The 23,264-nt window shown below is 43.0% G+C and carries 17 protein-coding genes; 12 read left to right on the top strand and 5 right to left on the bottom strand.

All coding sequences use genetic code 11. From position 1 onward, the window contains the following. Positions 1-2 precede the first annotated feature (2 nt). Together G9X63_RS02975 and G9X63_RS02970 are read left to right on the top strand one after the other, a co-directional pair. Complete coding sequence (locus tag G9X63_RS02975) at positions 3-1,397, top strand: PQQ-dependent sugar dehydrogenase (protein ID WP_252624154.1); 1,395 nt, start codon at positions 3-5, stop codon at positions 1,395-1,397. A gap of 142 nt (positions 1,398-1,539) precedes the next feature. Further along, a complete protein-coding gene (locus G9X63_RS02970; RefSeq protein WP_252624152.1) occupies positions 1,540-3,969 on the top strand; it encodes a TonB-dependent receptor domain-containing protein in 2,430 nt (809 codons plus the stop codon). 328 nt (positions 3,970-4,297) lie between these two features. On the opposite strand, the gene G9X63_RS02965 is transcribed toward G9X63_RS02970, so the two are convergent. Beyond that, complete coding sequence (locus tag G9X63_RS02965) at positions 4,298-6,400, bottom strand: outer membrane beta-barrel family protein (RefSeq protein WP_252624148.1); 2,103 nt, start codon at positions 6,398-6,400, stop codon at positions 4,298-4,300. Continuing rightward, positions 6,393-6,989 carry a DUF4956 domain-containing protein gene (locus tag G9X63_RS02960; RefSeq protein ID WP_130922960.1) on the bottom strand — a complete coding sequence of 199 codons (597 nt, stop codon included), beginning with the start codon at positions 6,987-6,989 and terminating at the stop codon, positions 6,393-6,395. The genes G9X63_RS02965 and G9X63_RS02960 overlap by 8 nt, the downstream gene beginning before the upstream one ends. Before the next feature lie 153 nt (positions 6,990-7,142). Between G9X63_RS02960 and G9X63_RS02955 the strand changes: the two genes are divergently transcribed. Genes G9X63_RS02955 through G9X63_RS02925 form a run of 7 tightly spaced genes read left to right on the top strand, consistent with a single transcriptional unit; the run spans position 7,143 to position 17,110 of the window. Beyond that, entirely contained in the window at positions 7,143-7,574 is a 432-nt protein-coding gene (locus G9X63_RS02955) for a Rieske 2Fe-2S domain-containing protein (RefSeq protein WP_252624145.1), read from the top strand. Then, the gene (locus tag G9X63_RS02950; RefSeq protein ID WP_201737832.1) at positions 7,574-8,485 is read left to right on the top strand and encodes a DUF5777 family beta-barrel protein; all 912 of its coding nucleotides are present in this window, start codon (positions 7,574-7,576) and stop codon (positions 8,483-8,485) included. The genes G9X63_RS02955 and G9X63_RS02950 overlap by 1 nt, the downstream gene beginning before the upstream one ends. Then, entirely contained in the window at positions 8,482-9,018 is a 537-nt protein-coding gene (locus tag G9X63_RS02945; RefSeq protein ID WP_252624143.1) for a YceI family protein, read from the top strand. Before G9X63_RS02950 ends, G9X63_RS02945 begins: the two co-directional genes overlap by 4 nt. Beyond that, positions 9,015-9,749, top strand: a complete 735-nt coding sequence (locus tag G9X63_RS02940) for a hypothetical protein (protein WP_130895121.1) — start codon at positions 9,015-9,017, stop codon at positions 9,747-9,749. Before G9X63_RS02945 ends, G9X63_RS02940 begins: the two co-directional genes overlap by 4 nt. Before the next feature lie 30 nt (positions 9,750-9,779). After that, positions 9,780-10,691 carry a bile acid:sodium symporter family protein gene (locus tag G9X63_RS02935; protein WP_252624140.1) on the top strand — a complete coding sequence of 304 codons (912 nt, stop codon included), beginning with the start codon at positions 9,780-9,782 and terminating at the stop codon, positions 10,689-10,691. A 56-nt stretch (positions 10,692-10,747) separates the two neighbouring features. Next, a complete protein-coding gene (locus tag G9X63_RS02930; RefSeq protein WP_252624137.1) occupies positions 10,748-16,225 on the top strand; it encodes a putative Ig domain-containing protein in 5,478 nt (1,825 codons plus the stop codon). Beyond that, a complete protein-coding gene (locus G9X63_RS02925) occupies positions 16,226-17,110 on the top strand; it encodes a PorP/SprF family type IX secretion system membrane protein (RefSeq protein ID WP_252624132.1) in 885 nt (294 codons plus the stop codon). On the opposite strand, the gene G9X63_RS02920 is transcribed toward G9X63_RS02925, so the two are convergent. Beyond that, the gene (locus G9X63_RS02920) at positions 17,107-17,379 is read right to left on the bottom strand and encodes a hypothetical protein (RefSeq protein WP_252624131.1); all 273 of its coding nucleotides are present in this window, start codon (positions 17,377-17,379) and stop codon (positions 17,107-17,109) included. The two genes, G9X63_RS02925 and G9X63_RS02920, sit on opposite strands and share 4 nt — an antisense overlap. An 86-nt stretch (positions 17,380-17,465) precedes the next feature. On the opposite strand from G9X63_RS02920, the gene G9X63_RS02915 reads away from it, so the two are divergent. Then, on the top strand, positions 17,466-18,512 hold the full coding sequence (locus G9X63_RS02915; protein WP_252624129.1) for a helix-turn-helix transcriptional regulator: 1,047 nt from the start codon (positions 17,466-17,468) through the stop codon (positions 18,510-18,512). Positions 18,513-18,697: 185 nt separating this feature from the next. Further along, positions 18,698-20,092 carry a Gfo/Idh/MocA family oxidoreductase gene (locus G9X63_RS02910; protein WP_252624127.1) on the top strand — a complete coding sequence of 465 codons (1,395 nt, stop codon included), beginning with the start codon at positions 18,698-18,700 and terminating at the stop codon, positions 20,090-20,092. On the opposite strand, the gene G9X63_RS02905 is transcribed toward G9X63_RS02910, so the two are convergent. Beyond that, the gene (locus tag G9X63_RS02905; RefSeq protein ID WP_252624123.1) at positions 20,089-21,438 is read right to left on the bottom strand and encodes a 3-oxoacid CoA-transferase; all 1,350 of its coding nucleotides are present in this window, start codon (positions 21,436-21,438) and stop codon (positions 20,089-20,091) included. The two genes, G9X63_RS02910 and G9X63_RS02905, sit on opposite strands and share 4 nt — an antisense overlap. Before the next feature lie 52 nt (positions 21,439-21,490). On the opposite strand from G9X63_RS02905, the gene G9X63_RS02900 reads away from it, so the two are divergent. Beyond that, positions 21,491-22,672 carry a helix-turn-helix domain-containing protein gene (locus G9X63_RS02900; protein WP_252624121.1) on the top strand — a complete coding sequence of 394 codons (1,182 nt, stop codon included), beginning with the start codon at positions 21,491-21,493 and terminating at the stop codon, positions 22,670-22,672. Positions 22,673-22,690: 18 nt separating this feature from the next. Here G9X63_RS02900 and G9X63_RS02895 read toward each other — a convergent pair whose 3' ends face one another. Then, positions 22,691-23,182, bottom strand: coding sequence for an ester cyclase (locus tag G9X63_RS02895; RefSeq protein ID WP_252624118.1), 492 nt, complete (start codon positions 23,180-23,182; stop codon positions 22,691-22,693). Positions 23,183-23,264: the final 82 nt, after the last annotated feature.

Raw genomic sequence — 23,264 nt, 5'->3', positions numbered from 1 at the left:
CTATGTTTAAAAAAATATCCTTTATTGGCCTGATTGCGATGGCCGCTTTAAGTACCATGTCCTTAACGAATGCTCCAGCTGTTGCTGAAGAGCCAGCAGAGGTTAATTACACCAAATATTGTGCGTCTTGCCACGGCGAAAAAGTGGAAGCGTTCGTGGACCGCAAATGGAAGCACGGAGATAAAAAATCAGACATCTTAAACAGCATTACGCATGGCTATCCTGATGCCGGAATGCCTACTTGGAAAGAGGTTTTGGCACCTAAAGAAATTGAAAAACTGGCAGATTTAATCGTTGAAAATTTAGCCGGTGTTGAGCAATATAAATTTGCCAATAAACCAACGTCAAACATCTTCAAGTCAGATGGAATGACCATCGTTTTAGATACGATCGCCACTGGTTTCGATAGCCCTTGGGGTTTCACGCAGTTACCTTCTAACGACTATTTGATTACAGATCGCGCGGGTGTATTGTATTTAGTAGATCAAAAACGCAACAAAACGGCGATCAAAGGAACGCCCGAAGTGTATGCGCAGGGACAAGGTGGTTTGTTAGATGTCACACTTCACCCGCAATTCGAGCAAAATGGCTGGATCTACCTATCCTATTCTAAGTTTAAAATGGAGGATGGTGCCAAAGTAAACACAACGGCCATCGTTCGTGGAAAAATAAAAGACAATAACTGGGTAGAAGCGCAAGAGATATTCGAAGCGAAACCTTACACGAAAACATCTTTCCACTACGGATCTCGCATTACATTTGACAAAAAAGGACATCTATTCTTCTCTGTAGGAGAACGTGGAATGGAAAAAGTGTTCCCTCAGAGTTTAGATAATGACAATGGTAAAATTCACCGTTTAAATGACGATGGAACCGTACCAGCGGATAATCCATTCAAGAACACAGATCACCCGAGCATCTATTCTTATGGACAACGTAACCCTCAAGGTTTGACGACGAATCCTTGGACGGATGATATTTGGGAGACGGAGCACGGTCCTCGTGGTGGTGATGAAATCAACATCATCAAAGCAGGCAAAAACTACGGCTGGCCAGTCATTACCTATGGTATTAATTACGATGGAAAACCGATTTCAGCGATCTCTAAAAAAGACGGAATGGAGCAACCTATCTCCTATTTCATCCCATCGATTGCCCCATCTGGTTTAACGTTTGTGACGGGCGATAAATACCCGGCGTGGAAAGGCAACTTGATGATCGGATCACTACGTTTCAACTATTTGAATCGTGTGGAGGTTAAGAACAACAAGGTCGTGAAGCAAGAAAAGGTATTGTTAAACGTAGGGCGTATGCGCAATGTGAAGCAGGGCCGCGATGGGTACTTGTATGTGGGGGTGGAGAGTCCGGGGATGATGTTCCGTTTGCGTCCGCAATAGAGTAAAGATGGTAGAGTAGAGAGTAAAGATAGTCCGAAGGTTTTATCTATACTCTTTACTCTATCCTCTCTTATCTTCGTTAAAATTACCGCTCATCAAAAACCCTTTCTTTGATTAACGTTTTTATGGGAACTTTGTCCCCATGAAATTAATTGCCCTACTACTCATTTGTTCGATTACGGCTTTTGGCCAAAATTCCTTACACCTCCGCCTTCAAGATGCTAATAAAGAAGCACTGCCTTTTGCAACAGCACTTTTGAAAAAAACGACTGATTCAAGCCTTGTTAAAGGGATGAATACAGACGAAAATGGAGAATTACGGGTTACTAAATTACCCCTAGGTAAATTCACCTTAACCCTCCAATCGACGGGTTTCAAACCTACGAAAATCGCCTTAGATGAGATTTCAGCGGATACTCAAATCGAATTAGGGGTCATCACATTGCAGCCATTAAGCACCGAATTAGCGGAAGTGAAAGTGACGGCAACAAAACCGTTCATCGAAAAAAAGCTAGACAAGACCATCGTTAACGTGGAGAATTCTGCCATGGCGGCTGGAAATACGACCATGGAATTATTAGAGCGTTCTCCAGGTGTGATCGTGGACAAAGATGGCAACATTTCCCTAAGAGGAAAATCGGGTGCTGCGATCATGATTGATGGGAAAATTTCGTACTTATCCGGTGCAGACTTAGCGAATTATCTGAAGAATTTACCCGCAGACCAGGTTTCTCAGCTAGAGATTATGGCCAATCCGTCGTCAAGATATGACGCGGCTGGAACGGGTGGAATCATCAATATTAAGTTGAAAAAGAATTCAAATATTGGGTTGAATGGTTCTGCGAACGCGACTTTGGCACAAGGAGTCTATTCTCGCCAAAGTACGGGGGTGAATTTAAACTACCGAAAGAATGGCTGGAATTGGTTTGGGAATGGTTCCGTAGTGAACCGCAAAATGCTAGAGCGAAATAACCTAACGCGTTATTTTAGAGCCCAAAATGAAGTTTGGGAAAATGGATTTGCCTTCAAAAATGAGAATCAGACGACACAATTGAAAGGTGGGGTGGATTGGTACTATTCGAAGAAGACGACTGTAGGAATTTTGGTTTCTGGCAACATTAACCAATTTACTTTACGCGATGGATTGAATCAGACGGTACAATATACGAGTGCTGGAACGGCTTTGACCCGCTTAAATACGTTTAATAATGTCGGAAATCCGAGTCATAATTATGCTGCGAATTTCAACTTCAAGCATAGTTATGATAGCACGGGTCGGGAATTAACCATTGATGTGGACTATGCCCGTTTTGTGGACAATAGCGGATCCAATTTGCGTTCACAGTTCCAGCGAGGGGATTTCAGCACCTTGCGTGCAGACTCCCTTTTGTTAAATAATGCAAACTCCTTGGTAGATCAATATTCCTTTAAATTAGACTACGTTCTTCCCTCCTTTTTAAAATCAAAATGGGGTACAGGTTTAAAATCGTCCTATGTGAAAACGGATAACGATTTACGCTTCCAGGGCAAGAACGATGGGGACGCTAATTTTACTTTTTTAACAGGCCAAAGCAACCACTTCGTCTACACCGAGCAAATTCACGCGGCCTATTTGAATACGGAACGTGCCATCGGCAAATTTAGTTACCAGATTGGCTTACGTGGCGAATGGACGGTAGCAGATGGATTGTCTCAGGCCTACACAGCGAACTCGAAAGATTCCACATTCCACCGTGACTACGCGCAGCTATTCCCGAGTGCTTTTTTACAGTATGATCTATCCAAAAACCACAGCTTAGGCTTGAATTATTCGCGTCGAATTGACCGACCAAGTTATGGGGATTTGAACCCATTTGTATTCTTTTTAGACAACTATACGTTCAAAGTGGGAAATCCAATGCTGACCCCTCAGCTAACGAACTCGGTGGAATTAAGCCACACGTATATGGGGGCTTTCAGCACGATTTTAGGCTATAGCCACACCACAAATGTGATCACGGAGATACTAAAGCAAGACACGCAGGCTAGAAAATCCTACCAAACATCAGCTAATATGGCGGAGAGGACTAATTACAGCCTTGGATTCTCCTTGCCTATCCCCATTGCGAAATGGTGGTCTACAAATAACGACATCTACTTTAACCGAGCAGAATTAGTCGGGAAAGTAGAAAATGCGAATTTAAGTCCGGTCAATAATCAATTTTACATCAGCTCGAACCACATCTTCACCTTGCCAAAGGCCTATCGTCTTGAAATCGGCGGCAACTACTTCTCGGGAGGTTTAGAGAGTGCGTTTATTTTTGGAGCTGGAGGTGCACTAAACTTAGGGGTCCAAAAAACCATCTTAAACAAACGCGGAGTCATCCGCCTCAATGCGCAAGACGTACTTTTAACCTCTAACCCAAATGTATTTATCAAATACGGCGACCTAGATATCATCGTTCGTCCGCGTCAAGATTCACGTGTGGTTCGATTGAACTTCACGTACCGTTTTGGTAATATGGCCATTAAAGGGGCGAGGGAGAGAGCGACGGGGTTGGAGGCGGAAAAGAGTAGGGTTAAATCGAAATAATTTAGATTCAAAATTTCAGCTTTAGTATTATCCTACTGAAATTGTGCTGCGCAATAATTTCTTGTAGAATAATACTAAAGCTTCTATGCTTTGAATCTAAAACTTGATTTATCTCCTTTCTATACTTTCTTATCTCTAATCTAAACAGAGAGAGAAGATTAAAACGAAATGCGTAAAAATATCTCGTTTATTTAAATGTAAATCTAAAATTGCGCTGCGCGATAATTTTGTGATTTACATTTAAACAAACTCTCTGAGATAAAGAGAGAGAGAGAAGAATAAAACGAAATGCATAAAAATATCGCGCAGCGCATTTTTAGCATTCGTTTTAATCTTCGATATCTATTTCTTCTTCGTTAATCCTCTTCCTCTCCCTAGCCTCCTTCATCTTCTTACTTTCAAACTTGTAGCTAAAGCCGATATAGTAAATGCGAGTTTCTTTCTTGCGTTCGAGGTCGCTGACAAAGCCGAAAGGACGGGAATCGTAGATCGTTTTTTGGGTGTTAAATAAATCGTTAATCCGGGCATTTATCGTGAGGCGACCTAGGTCTTTTTTCACGCCCAGATCCACGGTATAATACGGACTGATAATTCCTAAAGGATTAATCTGAGAAGACTGGTAAATTCCTGAAAGCTGTGCAGACCAATTGTTTTTCCATTTGACTTGCTGATTTAGGCGAGAGTTCCAGCTCCAGCGGTTTTGAGCTACTTGGGTTCCATTAATCAAACCTTGTAAATCGGTCTGGTAGATTGACGAACTAAGGGTTATTTTGAAGGCCTTTGAAACGGTCCAAGTGCTGAGATTCTCGAGACCCCAGGCACGGGATTTGGAGATATTCTCATAGCGGGTTAAGGTCGTATCGCCATTCAAAAAAGTACGAACACGCCCCACTAATCCGGTAATTTCGCGGTAAAATAGGGAATTTGAAACCGATAAAGAAGTAAAATCTTTCACGTGGGACAGCTCTAAAAGAAGCGCCTTTTCGGGCTTCAACGATGGATTACCCGCATTCAAATTAAGTGGATCCGCAAAAGAAATAAAGGGATTCAAGGACTTGTAACTGGGCCTTGTGATCCGGGAAGAAAGGGCAAACGAAATCGACTGTGAAGCAGAAATGGGGTGCAAAATGGAAAGTGATGGAAATAGATTCACATAGTTTTGTTGTACATCACCCGCAATTTCAGTGGCCTCGACGCGGATCCCCCCATCTAACTGAAGATAACGCGCTTTTTTAGAAAAAGAAACATAGCCCGCTTGAATGTGTTCTTCATACGTAAATCCATTCGAACGAACGCCATCTTTTACATAAATCCCCTCCTTCTGTTTCTCATATAAGAAGGAATTTTCGAAGAAGCGCGAGTTCAATTTGAACCCATAGTCGAGCGAAAGTTTTTTCGAAAACGACTTAGTCCAATCCCCTTGCAAGAGCAGAGTCGAGTTTGTACTAGAGGCAGACGAACGCTCATTGCGAACAGGAATGTTTGGATTAGGGGTATCAAAATCCCCGTAAAAATAATGCTGGTAGAATTGATTCGCGTCGGAACCTTGGTTTTGGATCCATAAAAAATCGATCTTTCCGTTTGCGCTTGGACTATACGATAGGTTCAAATCAAAACCAGAATCACTTCCTTTCTTGTCCGCATCTCGGGCATAAAATCGATCCGCCGCATAGCTGAATTCGCTTTTGTTAGAGCGCACTTCGGAATTGTGGTCAGACGATAAACGGCCGATAAATGAAATCCCGAAAGTCCGATCCTTACTAAAAGTATAGATCGAATTTAATCGAATAGACTGGTTATAATCGCGGTTGATTTCATCCGTTGTTTGGGCGATTTGGGAAAAGCCGAAGGGACTTGGGTTTTCTCGGTAGAGGTATTGGTAGTTGTTGCGCGTGTTTTGGCGTAAATTCAAATCTACTACATGCGTCCAACGTTTGTAACCTTTTGCATAAGTAGCCGAAAGGGCATATTTATCATTCGTTCCTAGATTTGAATTTAGGCGTAAAGACTCCGTTTTCGATCCTTTCTTTAAAATGATATTTAAGATACCCGAACTACCTTCCGCAGAATATTTAGCGCCCGGATTCGAGATGATTTCAATACGGTCGATCTGATCTGCGGGATAAAGACTTAAGGCATTTGCCCGAGACGAGCTTAAAATTCCGGCTGGTTTTCCATCAAAATAGATGGTCAAATTTTGATTACCTCGGTAATTCACATTCCCATCGCTGGTCACATAGATGGAGGGTATATTGCTTAAAACATCATACAGATTACCGCCCAAATTCGTCAAATTCGCCCCCACCTGAAATACCTTTTTCGAGGGATCACTCGCCATTTCAGAGCGAATGCCAGTAACCCGCACTTCCTGCAAAGTATCTTTCTGCGCAAAGGCGTAAAATGGAAATAGAAGAAATAGAAACTTATGCATCTAAGTCAAGAGGGCCGGACTCATTCTCTTTGGAAAAATAATACACCCTTAATTGTGCAATTCCACGCTGGTAATCGACTTTAACTACCTGCACTTTGTGAATCGGATAACCAGTACGCTCCGTTAAATCTTGTAGCAATCCCGCCCTTTCTGCTGGCTTAATCAAACCTAGATTTTCATAGTTCAGCGTTTGAAAATTTTCGTGTGTCAATTGCAAGGTCCGGCCTAATAAAAAAGTCATCGCGACTAGCACCGAATTTGCGACTAAAAGCATCTCGATATTGACTAAAGAGGCCAAAGAGTTGATAATTCCTAGTGTCACCACTAAGAAAAAATAGCCCATTTCACCAATAGGCACCGTCACGGTTCGGTAGCGGAACATGGAAAATAAGGCAAATAAACCAAAGGCAAAACCAAACTTCAAATCAGCCTCCGCTAACAGATAACACAACACAAAAAGGATGGTATTAAATAGGAAAAAAGTAAAAACGAAGTCGTTATTGCGGTACTTAGGGTAATAGATAAACCGCACGACGATGAACGTAAAAAGTAAATTCAGTGCATACCGAATCAAAAAGGTTTCTAGCATTTGTTCTTATTTATCTTCAAATATAACCATTTCCTATTATCTGCCCTATTCGCCTATTCATCATTTTGCTGAAGGCATTCATCGACTCGTGATAATAATCATTTATTTAGCGCGTTAAAATTTGCAATATTGCATATACAAACCCCTCCGAAAATGGAAAACAAAATCAAACGACACGCCTTTTTAAAGTCTTTAGGCCTGAAAGGAGCCTCTCTCTTAGCCGTTTATTGCGGCGTTTCCTCCCTTTCTTCTTGCACAAATGAGTCCGTAACACCCGCAAGCAGCGCTGATTTCACCCTCGATTTAACAAACGCGACCTACAGCAAATTAAATACGGTAGGTAATTATGTCATCGCGAATGGCATTGTTGTAGCGCGCGTTTCCAGTACTACGTTTGCTGCAGTAACTCAAGTTTGTTCACACGAAAATAAAGCCAACGTCATCTACAGTGGTGGCGGTTTTTATTGCACCCAACATGGGGCCACTTTCTCTACCACTGGCGCTGGTACTAATGCAAACGGTAGTAAGGGCATTAAAGCCTATCAAACAAGTTTATCTGGAACCAGCCTTCGCATATTCGCCTAATGAAAAAAATACTCCTACTCCTATTTTGTAGCACCTCCCTTTTTGCGCAGGATGACCTTCTTGACATGTTAGAGAAAGAGGATGCAAAAAAAACCACCTTCACTCAGGCCACATTCAAAGGAACGCGTCTGATCAATGGGCAAACGGTGGAGACATTGGCGAAACAGCACTTGAATTTTTGGATCTCGCACCGTTTTGGATCCATCAATTCTGGATTCATTGATAATTTCCTGGGTTTAGATGAGGCCAAAATCCGTTTAGGCCTAGAATACTCCTTAACCGACAAATGGCTTTTAGGAGCTGGTCGTTCGACTATCGAGAAAACCTATGATTTTTACTCGAAATATAAAGTGTTAGCGCAATCGAATAAAATGCCCATCACCGCGACTTTGTATGGTGGCATGACGACGAACACAATGCCCACAGGCTACACGACTTCGAGTGGAAATGTGATGAGCTATCAAAATAATTTGCAACGCCAGTCCTATTTTGGCCAACTACTCATTGCCCGCAAATTTAGCGACAAACTTTCGCTGCAATTGATGCCCACAGTTTTGCATAACAACAAATCAGAATCCATCTACTTAGATAATAATTTGTTATCGATGGGTTTTGGGGGTCGATATAAACTCACAAATCGCCTGAGTGTTTCGGCAGAATATTATAAAAATATCGTGGACAAAGAGGATTATGAGGAAGGCGCAGGCGTAGCTTATCCTTACCAAGATTCCTTTTCTGTCGGTTTTGATATCGAGACAGGCGGACACGTTTTTCAATTGCATTTGACGAACTCTCGCGGAATGACCGAGAAACATTTTATAGGCCAAACCCTAGGCACCTGGGGCGCAGGCGACATCTTTTATGGCTTTAACATGGCCCGTACTTTTAGTTTAGAACCAAAGAAAAAATGAAAAAATTATTCCTTTTAGCCCTGTTATTTGTTGGATTTCAATCCAAGGCACAGTTATTTATGACGACGAACGGGGAAGTTTCCTTTTTCTCCAAAACTCCAATGGAGGACATCGATGCCGTCAACAAATCTGTATCCAGCATCATCAATACGGCTACGAACGAAGTAGCCGTTCAAATGCGCATCACAAATTTTGTCTTCCCTAACAAGTTAATGCAGGAGCACTTCAATGAGAATTATTTGGAAAGTGAAAAATTCCCTTCTGCGACTTTCAAAGGGAAAATCAAAGAATCCGTCAATCTAACAGTGGCTGGAACTTACCCTATCACCGCTTCCGGATCTGCCACCATTCACGGAGTGACTCGTCCCATTGAATTGAAAGGGACGATTGTTTCCACGGGTTCGACATTAGCTTTAACGTGCCAGTTCGAGGTGAAGTTAGTGGATTACAAAGTAGATATCCCTAAGATTGTTTTTGCCAAAATCGCCGAGGTCATTAAGATTTCTTCAAAAATGAACTATACCAAAAAATGAGAATTCTAGGACTTATTTTAAGCATTTTCGTATTTGTTTCTTGCCTAAATGACAAGAACAGTCCTTTGGCTTATCAACCGATTGTGGTGGATACTACGACTGTTGTTACCCCCATTAATCCTAGCACTCCTACAACGCCCGCTACAAATTGCAGCCCAGACACGGTCTATTTCCATCAAACTATTCTTCCACTGATCACGTCTAATTGTGCCATGAGTGGCTGCCATGATGCCATTTCGAAGAAAGACGGCGTTATTCTAACGGATTATACGAACATCATGCGCGAGGTAAAAGTAAGCTCGCCGTCATCAAGTGATTTATACAAGTGCCTGATAGAGACTGGTGAAGATCGAATGCCACCGGCACCCGCAGCCGAATTTAGTTTGGCAAACAAAGGACTTGTCTTAAAATGGATACAACAAGGGGCAAAAAACAATTCCTGTTCTGCCTCCTCTGCCACCTGTGACACTACCGCCGTTTCCTTTTCAGCCACCGTGTTTCCTACCTTGAAAACCTATTGCACCGGTTGCCATAGTGGCACAACGCCATCAGCAGGCATTGATTTAAACTCCCACGCAGCTGTAAAAGTGTATGCGGCTAATGGCAAATTGATGGGTTCCATAAATCACGCGGTTGGATATATTCCAATGCCATCAAGCACATCTAAACTAGGAACTTGCGAGATTAGCCAAATCAAAGCCTGGATCGCAGAAGGAACATTGAATAATTAATTATTCGTAAATTGGTAGCAAAAACCTGCTATGAAAGGCCTTTTATTCACTTTCAGCATCATTGCTGCTGTCATTTTAACGCTTATTTTTCCTGAGCCCTTTATAGGTTTGGGTACATTGAAATTCAAAATTTTCATTATTCCCCTGTTACAACTCATCATGTTTGGCATGGGGTCCACGATGAAAATGGGTGATTTTGCGGAGGTATTGCGCTCACCTAAAGCCGTTGTTTTAGGAGTCTTCTTCCAATTTACCATTATGCCCTTCGTGGGTTGGGGCCTCACTAAGGTTTTTCAATTTCCGGCAGAAATCGCAGCGGGTATTATTCTAGTGGGTTGCATGCCTTGCGGTTTGGCGTCTAATGTGATGTCTTATCTTGCCAAAGCCAATGTAGCTTTATCACTCACCCTGACGTCAATAGCTACGCTATTAGCCCCTTTGCTTACCCCTTTACTCATGAAAAACCTCGCAGGGCAATTAATCGAAATCGATTTATGGGCGATGGTGTGGGAAATCAGCAAATTAATCATCATCCCTATTGCAGTGGGGGTCCTTTATAATCGATTACTGGGTTCTCGCTTTCCCTGGTTTGAAAAAGCATTACCCAGCATTTCCATGTGGAGTGTAGGTGCCATCGTTGTCATCATTACAGCAAACGGAAGAGACGCACTTGTGGCTGTAGGTCCGGTGTTAGTTTTAGTTTGTCTATTGCATAATGTGTTTGGATTTATGCTGGGCTATTGGGGTGGTCGCTTAAGTCGATTGCCAGAAAAAGATTGCAGAACCATAGCAATTGAAGTAGGGCTCCAAAACGCGGGACTCGCCTCTGGCCTGGCCATGGCGATGGGTAAAGTGGGGACACTAGGCTTGCCAGCGGCGATTTTTGGCCCAGTCATGAACATTAATGGCTCTGCACTGGCGAATTATTGGAAGGGAAAATAAAACGTAAACCATTTATTTTCCCTAATTTTAGTAATTATCTGTTCTTAAAATCATACATGAGAAAATTATTTCTCTACTTGTTTCTGTTTATCCAATTCGCGGCACTAGCTCAATCTAGTTGTCCGGCACCGATCATCTCGGGGAATACAGCCAATTCCAGATGGCGAGTTATAGGTAGTGAAGTAAAGACATTTAATGCTAATTCTTGGATTCAGTCCCCTGCTACTCTTACCCAAACCACCAGGCAATACAAATTAGAAGTAAAAGGAACTTACGGCATTGAAAATAGCATAAACCATCTCGATGCCGCTTACCAAAGCCCACAATCCACACAATTAATAGGCACTGGAACACCAACCTTGATTACCGATGGAAGCAATAAATGGCTTTTGAATAATTCTGTAGCGCCTGCGCCTAACAATAATTCCGATTACCGTAGTGATCATATTTATGAATATTATTTAGGATTAGGAGACGGTTCAGCTAAATATTACTACTCCTATGCCGATCCTAGCCCAGGTGACAACAGTGGCTCACTTGAATTCACGCTATCCTATAATTCAGGGTTAGCTCAAATCTGTACAGGGGGATCAGCCACCTTAACTACGGCTGCTACCTCAGGAACGATTGAGTGGTTTAAAGATGGAGTCAGTATAAACCAATCAACACAGAGCATTACTGTCACAACACCAGGAATTTACACCTCCAAAACGACTATTGGAGGATGTACAAGTCCGGCTAGTAATCCCATTGAAGTACGATTTCTTCCTGATCCCTCCGTCACCCTAAGTGCTGTAGCGGATATTTCTTCTAATGCCGAAAGCTTTGCATTACCTTACACCAATAAAGTCCAAGGCACTGACACCTACTCTATTTATGCTGGAGCCAACGCGTTGAATGGGTTTGATGAAGTACTGAATGCCCCTATTACCACTTCACCTATGGCTATCACTATTCCTTATGGGCAGGTGGGTACATTTGATTTTAATTTAGTTGTAAAAAACTCCCAAGCAAATTGCGTCTCTGCTCAGATTCCCTTTACGGTTACCATTTATTTAGCCCCTCCAACAGGTCTAAATTATAGTACGCCTAATCGCTTTGTAGTTAACCGTCCTGTTACATTAACACCTACTTTCATAGGCCGTATTGATAATTTCACCATCAGCCCAACTGCTCTTCCAGGAGGCCTAACTTTCAATCCACTTACTGGACAAATCACAGGCACCCCTACACAAACAACAAGCACACAAACCTACACCGTATCAGGTAGTAATAGCACTGGAACTCCAACTACGGCAACATTTACAATACAAATAGTCATCCCGCCACCGACAATCACGATAACTACTGGCTCTGAATATGTATTTACTCAATACACCCCTATTAGCGCTATTTCACCTTCTGTAACCGGTTCAGATGTTACCTATCAGTTACAAGGAACATTACCTACAGGGCTTGTATTTAATTCAACTGATGGATCTATATCCGGAACACCTCAAGTTCCTATGCCTAGAACTAGATTTGTCATTATAGCAACTAACTCAACAGGACCGGCTCAATCAGAAATTTTCATAACGGTTCGTATCGCTGCTCCTACGAATTTAGCCTATGTTGTTCCCTCTCGTTTTTACACAGGAACTACCATAACGCCTATTACACCCACTAATTCAGGTGGAGTCATTTCAACATACACGATTGACCGACCTTTACCTACCGGATTAACTTTAAATCCTAACACAGGAGTAATTTCAGGGACTCCCACTGCCATCGCTGCTGCTACAGCTTACGTGATTACCGGTACAAATTCAACGAGTTCCACCAGTACAACCATTAACTTTGATGTGGTTATACCTCCTCCATCTAATTTTACTTATCCCGGTCCTTTCCAATTTTATCAATTTGTACCTATTACTCCTATGGTACCCACGGTAACAGGACAGGTAGATTCCTATACCATTGTGCCCGTCAATTTACCTACTGGTTTAACATTCAATACAACTACTGGAGTAATAAGTGGAACACCTACGGCTTTAAGTGATCCTACGTTATATACCATTACAGCCATCAATACAACAGGACAAGTAGTCGCCACCACGAGTTTTTCTGTCGTCATTCCTCCTCCTACTAATTTATCTTACCAAACGCCTTGGATCTTTACAGAGGGGACAGCTATTCCTACCTTATCGCCTACCGTGACCGGAGCCGTATCACGTTACACAATCACTACATTACCACCAGGGTTGAGTATCAATGCGACAACAGGTTTAATCAATGGTACTCCTACAGCCGCTGTGCCGCAAGCGATTTATACCGTTACGGCGGAGAATAGTACCGGATTCACCACTTTTGACATTGATATAACCGTTCGTATGGCGGCGCCATCTGGATTGTCTTACTTTGGGCCAAATATTTACGAGGAAAGAGTTCCTATCACTGCCTTATTGCCAACTGTAGCTGGTGTCGTTTCTAATTACACGATCAACCCCACTTTGCCAGCAGGGTTAGGTATCGATCCTATTTCTGGGGTAATTTCGGGAACACCCGCTTTGGCAAACCCCGCCACAAATTATACCATCACAGCTAGTAATTCAACAGGAAGCACTGGGGCCACCACTTCCATCACCGTCCTAATCGCCAAGCCACAAATCTCCTACACGACACCTAATGTGTTTTATGAGACGGTGGCTATTAATCCGTTAGTTCCAAACAAAAATGGAACGGTTGTTAACTCCTTTGCGATCAGTCCTGGATTACCGGCTGGCTTGAATTTTGACACGAGTACGGGAATCATTTCAGGGGCGGCGACGGTTCAATCAACTAGAACCCCCTATACGATTACGGCGACGAACACGACGGGAACAGGAACCGCAGTAGTGGATATTACGGTCACCATTCCGCCACCTACGAATTTGACCTACGTGAACCCTCCTACCTATTTTACAGGCACAGCGATCAGTACCTTAAGTCCTACGGTGACGGGTTTTGTGGCGTCATATTCGATCGACAAACAACTTCCAAATGGACTCAGTTTCGATACGAATACGGGAAGGATTTCGGGGACGCCTACGCAAGCAATTCCTAGAACTATATTTACGATTACTGCCACAAATGTGGCGGGGTCAAGTTCGTATGCACTTCCTATCACGGTATTAATTCCAGCGCCTACTGGCTTGTCTTATAATACCCCTAATGTATATGAAGAAGGGGTTGACATCAGCCCTCTGAATCCTACGGTAACTGGTTATGTTGCCTCTTATTCCGTCGCTCCGGCACTACCAGATGGTTTAATTTTAGATGTGACGACGGGACGGATTTTTGGCATACCTACTTTGGCAAAACCGACCACAACCTATGTGGTTACCGCGACGAATTCGACGGGATCTACCTCGACGAATGTGGTGATGACGGTGTTGATTGCGAGACCAAGAAATCTGGTCTATGCAACCCCAAAAGTCTTGTATCAAGACTTTCTCATCCCCGATATCGCTCCATCCGTTTCCAGAACCGTAGCGACTTATTCCATCGACCGCACGCTTCCTGCAGGGCTTTCCTTTAGTTCGACTACGGGAATCATCAGTGGAACTCCCACGGCTTTAGGTTCGATGCAGACCTATGTGATCACGGCTAGAAATAGCACGGGATCGGCGACGGCGAGTATTGACATTTCGGTGGTGATTGCGCCGCCGTCTAATTTGGCCTACTTCAGTCCCACTCGATTAATACAAGATAGTACGTTAGCACCGGTTAGACCGACCTATTCCGGTTTAGCGACTGCCTTCACGATAGACAAACCTTTGCCTTTAGGGCTCACATTCAACAATGCGACGGGAGAAATTACGGGTAAACCGAGCGTCTTCACGGGACTTATACGCTATATCGTAACGGCCTCCAATTCGACGGGGTCTACCTCTGCTCCTTTGGACTTAGAAGTATTAATTGCTCAGCCTAAAAATCTTTCCTACGCCACTCCTGTCATTTATGAGGAGGAAGTGCCCATCACTCCGTTAAATCCAAGCGTGACCGGAAAAGTAGATACGTATACGATTGACAAAGCGTTGCCGGATGGTTTGACGCTTAATCCGATCACAGGGGTTATATCTGGGACTCCTACGAAGGCGATTCCATTAACGGAATACTGGGTAACGGCTACTAATACGACGGGATCTGCTAGGGCACGACTTGTGATCACGGTATTAATCGCAAGACCTCACATTACGTATCCAGAACCTATACTAGGAGCACAAATAAATCCGGTATATACAGGCGTTGACTTATTTTTCCCAAGTAAAACGAACGCTGATTTAATCCCCGTTATCAAAGGCGTTGTGGGAAGTATTGCGATAAACCGGCCATTGCCTGCTGGATTAGTATTTGATCCTGCCACCGGAATTATCTCAGGTACACCTACCGTTTTAAGTCCGCCTACTACCTATGTGGTCACCATTACGAATAGCACTGCCGCTACTAAGGACACTATTCGGATTGCCACGGTTATTCCGCATCCGAGCAGTTTGAGTTATACCACTCCTCAGACCTATATTGAGAAGATTAAAATCAGTGCGTTGAACCCGAGTGTTCAGGGAAATCCAACGGTCTATACGGTAGACAAACCGCTGCCGGCTGGTTTAACATTGAATTCTTTGACAGGATCCATTACGGGAACACCTACGAAAGCACAAGACTTTACGAATTATGTGATTACGGCCACTAATTCAACGGGATACGACACCTTTACGATTTCAATTAAAGTCTTAATCGCCTTCCCAGAGATTGATTACCCCGCAACGGGTGTGTTCAAACAAGGCGTAGCTGTGAGCTTCAAGCCGGTCGTTGTAGGAATTGTCGATGTTTTCGCGATCGATTCTTTATTGCCTCCTGGCCTAAATTTGGATCCCAAAACGGGGCTAATTTCAGGTATCCCTACTTGGCCAGCCAAACCTAGAACCTACATTATCACGGCCACGAATTCCACTGGACCGGACCTCGATAGCACGACAATTACGGTGTTAGAAGATGTGAATTATGACACGGACAAAGATGGTTACACGGATATCGTCGAAATAGGCGGCGATCGAAATAATCCGGTGGATACAGATAAAGACGGGCTTCCAGATTACAATGATTTGGATTCCGATGGGGATGAAATTAAGGACGAGTGGGAGAATGATTTGAATTATGGCGGCCTACCTGATTGCGATCATGACGGGGTGGATAACCGAATCGACCCAGATGCCTGTGACCCGGTGGCCTTCCAGGGGATTTCGCCGAATGGAGATGGCAAAAATGATTATTTAGTCATTCCAGGCGTCATGCGTACGACGCCTAATACCTTAACGGTCCTAGATCGAGGTGGAAATATCGTATTCGAAGCAAAAGATTATGGCAATAATTGGGGCGGTGAAACGAACCGAGGGAATCCGATTTTAGCAGGAGATGGTCTATTACCTGACGGCGTATATTTCTATATTTTAGACTATAATGGCGTGAGACCTCGCGTTTCTACTTATATTTACATCAATCGATTAAAGAAATAAATGAAATTACGGATTGTGATTTTAGGGTGTTTGTTAGTTTTAGCTGGCCAAATAAAGGCCCAGACTGACCCTGTATTCTCCTTATTTCGATTGTACCCACAAATCATAAACCCTACGTTCGTAGGAGCTAGCGATAAGAACGAAATCATTCTTGTAAACCGCAACCAATGGACATCGATGCCGGGGACACCCGTCACCACTGCCTTGATGGGAAACTTTAATTGGGGAGAGAAAATGGGCGTGGGATTCACGGCATTTCTGGATCAATTAGGCCCTGTGAAAGCGACTTCAGTGAACAGCGATTTTGCCTATCACTCCTTGATTAATGAAAAATGGGCGCTCTCAGGTGGTATTCGCGTGGGGGTGACTAATTTAGCTTTGGACTTTGCGGGACTGAGTTTATTAGATCAAACAGATGAGTTATTTACGCAAAATTATTCTACCGGTTTACAGATTAATTCAGGTTGGGGAATTCGCCTAGCGAAAGAGGACAAGTTCTATGTGAGTATTTCTCAACCGAGGATGCTTTGGAATGATTTTGGCCTCCAAAACGGGAAATACAAAGACGCCTCCTTCTATTATGGCATGATAGGCAAAAAACAAGTCCTAAGTAAAGCCGTTAGTATTCACACCAATGCGATTGTGCGCGCAGCAGCTGATTTACCATTAAGCTATGACATCAACCTGACTGGGTCATTCTATGAATTACTTGACGTAGGTTTTGGCTACCGAAATGAAAACGCCATTGGTGTTAACCTGGGAGTTCAATTTAGCCCCACCGTTTATCTAGGCTACCAATACGAGATGCCCACGAATACGATTTCTAAAATCACGAATCAGACACACGAATTCGTGTTAAAGTTCCAATTCGAGCGCGGTAACTAACGCGTCTCTAATTCCGAGAACAAATTCAATCCCGCACCTCCAGCTAAGTAAAGTACTTCCGCTAACACCGCTTGCGTATAAAGTCCATCTACATCAGAATTTCCGAAAAACTGAAAGTCTGCCAAAATTAATCCAAGGCAAAGTAAGAAATTAGTGATCACAAAAAGTTTAATAGAACCCGTTACTTTAGCCACTTTGAATGCTTTTAAATAGCCTTCTGTTGCGTAGAAAAAGAAAGGTAATACGAGTAATGATTTGATATTTTTCATGTTGTTATCGTTTTGTTGATGCAAAGTTTCATTTATAGTTCGCCAAAAGTTGGCGACTTACTAAGAGTTTACTAGATTCGTACCACATGAATACGACAGATCGCCTAAAAGAGCTGAATAACTTATTTCTGCGAAAGACTTTTCCTTTGCGCGCGGCAACGGTGAGTGATTATTTCACGGAACATTTTGACCAACTCGGCTATAGCGAACGCAGCTTCAGCCGCGACCTAAAAGCGTTGAAAGAAAAGCTAGCGGAACGCTATCCTAGTTTAGAAGAGACGGAAGGCGATTTAATACGGTATTCAAAATCAGAGAACCGTTTCTATTATATTCGAGATGATATCAGCGCTTTCCCCTCTTTCTCCGAAAAGGAATTAGACCAAATCGCGTCCATCATCGATTTCAACAAACATTTGTTTACGGGGGGCAATGGAAATGGGATTGTGAATAAGTTGCGGGCGATCTCTTTGGAAAACAACCTCACAAAACACAAAGAACTTGCGAACTGGCCGGCTATCGAATTAATCAACGAGGGTGATCGCTCCGGATCTGAACACGTTAAATTTCTAGTAGACGCCATTGCCGGGAAGCAACTCATCGAAATATCGCACAAAGGTTTAACTGCCACCTCTAAAGTAAAAACCGTCACCGGGCTCCCCTTGTTGATAAAGGAATACAACAATGGTTGGTATACGGGCTGGTATGTATTGTTCCAAGAGATTTCAGACTTACAAACACGCATTTCGCTCGATAAACTTCGGCTCTTTGCCTTAGATCGAATCGAATCTATTCGACCAATTCAGACGAACTATAAAATCCGAATTCACCCAGATTTTCAACCTTCCGATTTTTTCAAAAACAACTTAGGTCTTTTTAGGGGTACCGGCGCCGCAGAGCGAATCATCATTCAAGTACGCGAAGATTCTTGGATCAAAGAATACGTCACTAAATACCCGATCCACCCATCGCAAAAATCAGTAGATGCCTTACATATTGAATTATTATTAGAAATTAATCAAGAATTAGAAAATTTTCTACTGCGCTATTCCACTGAATTACAAGTAGTTGAACCTGATCATTTACGTGAAAAGATGCGCGCAAATTTAGCCATTGCTGTATCGCTTTATCAATAAACTGATAATCTGATAGACCGGTGTTTGATAACCGAGAAATAGACCTACCTTCGCTTATTACAAAATCAATTAGTGGTTTGGTGTGCATCAAGATGAAAGAATTTTTCTTTCATCTTTTTTTTGATTTAGGAGGCAAGTAGTTTAGCTAAGTCTTTGGCTTTTAATTACAAACCTATTTCCTATACATGAACAACCTACAAAATTCACGCCGGGATTTCCTAAAGAACGCCGGCCTTATCGGAGCTGCAGCAGCTTTCCCTAATATTCTATCGAAATTTTCCGGTGAAAAAGTCAATCTTGCTTGTATCGGTATCGGTAACCAAGGCGGTTTAGACGTGATGTCATTGTACAACACGGGCCTAGCCAATATTGTCGCCCTTTGCGATGTAGACATGGGCGCACCGCAAACGTTAAAAGTGTTAGAGAAATTCCCAGATGTACCTCGCTTCCAAGATTTCCGTCAAATGTTTGACAAAATGGGATCGAAGATCGAGGCCGTTTCCATTGGTGTTCCTGATCATTCCCACTTCCCTATCACGATGATGGCGCTGGGTCTAGGCAAACACGTGTTTGTGGAGAAACCCATGGCGCGTACCTTTAATGAAATCGAATTGATGATGGCAGCGGCGCGCAAGCACCCGAAAGTAGTCACTCAAATGGGTAACCAAGGCCACTCCGAAGGAAATTACTTCCAATTCAAGGCTTGGAAAGAAGCAGGAATTATTAAGGATGTGACATCGATGACGGCTCACATGAATTCGCCACGTAGATGGCATAGCTGGGATCCAAAGATCACCAAATTTCCGGCAGCTGAAGCGATTCCTTCTTCTTTAGATTGGGATATTTGGCAAGGTGTTGTACAACCACATGAGTACCAAAAAGATTTTGTGAACGGTCAATGGCGTTGCTGGTTTGACTATGGTTTAGGTGCACTGGGTGACTGGGGTGCTCATATCATGGATACGGCACACGAGTTTTTGGACTTAGGCTTACCTACAGAAATCAATATGCTACGGGCAGATGGTCACAATAATTTCTTCTACCCGATGTCATCCACGATTCAGTTTAAATTCCCTGAGCGCAAGAATATGCCTGCGATGGATATCACGTGGTATGATGGCGTAAACAACATTCCACCGGTACCATCGAATTATGGAACGAACGAACTAGATCCGAATATTCCACCAGCGGCCAATGGCAAAATCCAACCCTCTAAATTAAATCCAGGCAAAATTATCTACAGCAAGGATTTAACGTTCAAAGGCGGATCGCACGGAAGTACGCTTTCAATTTTAGGCGATGCGGGCAAGGATTTAAAATTACCTGAAGTGCAGGCAAGTCCTTCGAATCACTATGCGAACTTCTTGAAAGCCTGTATGGGTCAAGAAAAGACGCGTTCTCCTTTCGAAATCGCAGGTCCTTTAAGCCAAGTGTTCTCCCTAGGTGTGATGGCACAAAAACTGAATACGAAATTACAATTCGATCGCAAGACGAAACAAATTACGAACAACTCCTTAGCGAATTCTCTTTTAGTGGGAGCGCCGCCAAGAAAAGGTTGGGAGCAATACTATAAAATCTAAAATTCAGGCACCACGTCTGGGATGAGTAATCTACCAGCTGTGGCCGCTTTGATTTGTTCAATAGAAACCCCGTGGGCACGCTCTTTTAATAGAAAGCCGCCTTCGGGGTTTATGTCAATCACGGCTAAATCGGTAATGATTCGCGTGACACAGCGCTCCCCGGTTAAAGGTAAATCACAAGCAGAGACTAATTTTGATTTTCCATCGGAGGTCAAATGCAACATCGCCACAATGACTCTGTCCGCAGAAGCGACTAGGTCCATCGCCCCTCCCATCCCTTTGACCATTTTGCCAGGTACTTTCCAATTCGCTAAATCCCCGCGCTCAGAAACCTGCATTCCCCCTAAAATCGTCACGTCAATATGGTCGCCACGGATCATCGCAAAACTTTCGGCGGAACTAAATAGAGAACCACCCTTTAAAATCGTAATCGGACGCTTGCTCGCATTGATTAAATCGGGATCTTCTTGACCAGGTTCGGCTAAAGGGCCAATGCCTAATAATCCATTTTCTGATTGTAATATCACTTTCATTCCTGGTGGAATATGGTTTGAGACCCGCGTAGGAATGCCGATGCCAAGGTTGACATAATCACCGTCTTTGATTTCTTTCGCTAAACGGCGGGCAATGATTTCCTTCTGTTCATCTTCTGAATGAGCTAAGGCACCGAATTTTTCAATGGGTTTGACATAGTTTGATCCCTGAAAAATGCGCTGCACATAAATGCCTGGGGTATGGATTTCATTGGGATCTAAGGTTCCCGCGGGGACTAGTTCTTCTACTTCGGCGATGGTGATACGACCTGCTGGAGCTATGACTGGATTGAAATTGCGGGAGGTTCCTTTGTAAATCAAATTGCCATCCGTGTCTCCTTTCCAGGCTTTCACAAATGAAAAATCTGCTGTAAGCGCGGTTTCTAAGAGGTATTTCTTTCCCCCAAACTCCCGCACTTCTTTCCCCTCAGCTACTTCCGTCCCTACTCCTGCCGGCGTGAAAAAGGCGGGAATCCCTGCACCACCACAACGGATGCGTTCCGCTAAGGTTCCCTGAGGAACAAGTTCCACGGATAAGTGCCCTTCTAGAATCAACGCTTCTAATAAGTGATTTTCGCCCACATAGGAACAGATGAGCTTATTGATGGCTCGGGAGGCGACTAGTTTACCTAAGCCAAAGCCTTCGATTCCCGCTTCATTCGAGATACAAAGTATTTCGGCAGTACCTGCTGCCAGCAAGGCATCGATCGCATTTTCTGGGATCCCAGTTAATCCAAAACCGCCAAACAACATCGATGAGCCCGATGTAACATCAAAAATGGCCTCAAAAGCCGAATCGTAAACCTTGTTCATTTGGTTAAATTAAACAGAATATTCTTATCTTGTAGCTGATTAATATCAAGTTTTGGCAATACTAGCTCCGCTGTTCGGCATTTTCACCTCCTTTATTCTCTTGTACTACCTTAGTTCATTGAATAGATCCAATACGTTTTTGGCCTTGTTTTTCTTGTGCTGTAATTCGGTATTGATGGTGTATTTTGGGTTGCATTATAGTAAAATCGAGTTTTGGGAGGGCATCTGTTTTGTACACTTTTTACCACTCTCCTTCTTGCTCGGCCCTGCTTTGTTTTTTTATGTCAAACACACCGTTTCAGAAGACAAGCAACTTCATTTGTCTGATTTATTGCATTTGATTCCGGCGATTTTTACGGGATTAGCCACCTTACCTTTCACGACTTTGTCCTTAGCGACGAAGACGGCGATGGCGCACGAGATTGTGAATATCACAGAAGATTATAATTTGAATTTCCAATGGGTCACTTTTGAACAGATTTTATATGGCCGTTCTATCCATTTAATTCTCTATTGTGTGGCTTCTGTGATCTATTTTCTTGTGAATAAGCGTCATCTCCTGCTGAAGTACGGTGCTTTACCCTCGAATCACCGCTTAATTCAAAAGTGGATTTTCTCTCTCATTTTTTTACAATTAGTTATAGCAGGAAATAGCCTAGGCCATATGTTAACAGTATATGCCCACAATTATGCCATTTTAGGTATACCGTCTAACGTCATTTTCAGCGAAGCGCGTTTCTTTGCGATTTGTGGTGGTGGATTTTTTGTCCAAAACTTCATTTTGTTTTTATTCCCCAAAATCCTCTACGGTAACGTTTCCTACGAGGTTGAATTAAGCGAAGGGACCATCTTACAAGAGATCAAATCTAGTTTACCCAAGAAATCCAGTAGCTTTTATGCCTTTGAAAGGGAATTAGAGGGTTATTTAGCCTCACACCCCTTTGTGAAGAAAGACTTCTCCTTGTCACAAATGTCCTTTGACCTAAAAATGCCCGAGCGATTCCTGTCGAATTACTTCAATAAGGAGATGGAAAAGACCTTTGGAGAATGGAAAAATGATTTGCGCATTGAATATGCGTGTCAATTAATAGAGGAGGGAAATGCGAAGAAGATCACCATCGAAGCCATTTCAACAGATGCTGGTTTCGTCTCGCGTTCAAAATTCATCGATGCCTTCAAGGCGCGCAAAGGGGTGACCCCTTCTACGTATATCAAAGAAAAGGCAGGAGCCTAAGCCCCCGCCTTTATCCACTTATTTACTTGCTGGCAGTAAACCTAATTGCGTCATCAATACCATATTGTCCATGAAATCTTGCTCTTCAGCAATTTTTCCATCCTTCATTTTCACGATCGTACAACCGATAACGTCTACCGATTTTCCCGTTGCAGGAATGCCAAAGAAATTACCCGTGTGCTTTCCTTTGAACTGCCAGTACTTGACTAATTTGTCGCCATCCGCAAAGATTTCCTTCACTATAAATTGACGCTCCGTGAAACCAGTTACAAAGTTTTCGTAATAGGCTTTGCAATTCGCTTTGCCTTTTACTTCTGGAACGGTATGCAAAACAGCATCCTCTACATAAGCTGAATCCAAGATATTGGTGCGACCTTCATTGATGGCCACTTCCCAAACACGCCCGTAATAAGCTACATTAGCCTTGCCTACAATGGCATTTTGCTCCGCCTCTGACGTGCAAGAGAATAATCCCACCGCTGCACAAAGTGATAAAATAAGTTTTTTCATTGTTGTTGTTTTTTAATGTTTACCAAACCTAGTTCATCTCCATCGCTAAAGCTTATTTAGGCTGAGCGAATTTGTTCCCTTT

The sequence above is a fragment of the Aquirufa antheringensis genome, assembly GCF_023921165.1.
Classification (GTDB): Bacteria; Bacteroidota; Bacteroidia; order Cytophagales; family Spirosomataceae; genus Aquirufa; species Aquirufa antheringensis.
This window is presented reverse-complemented; position numbering and strand designations above follow the sequence as displayed.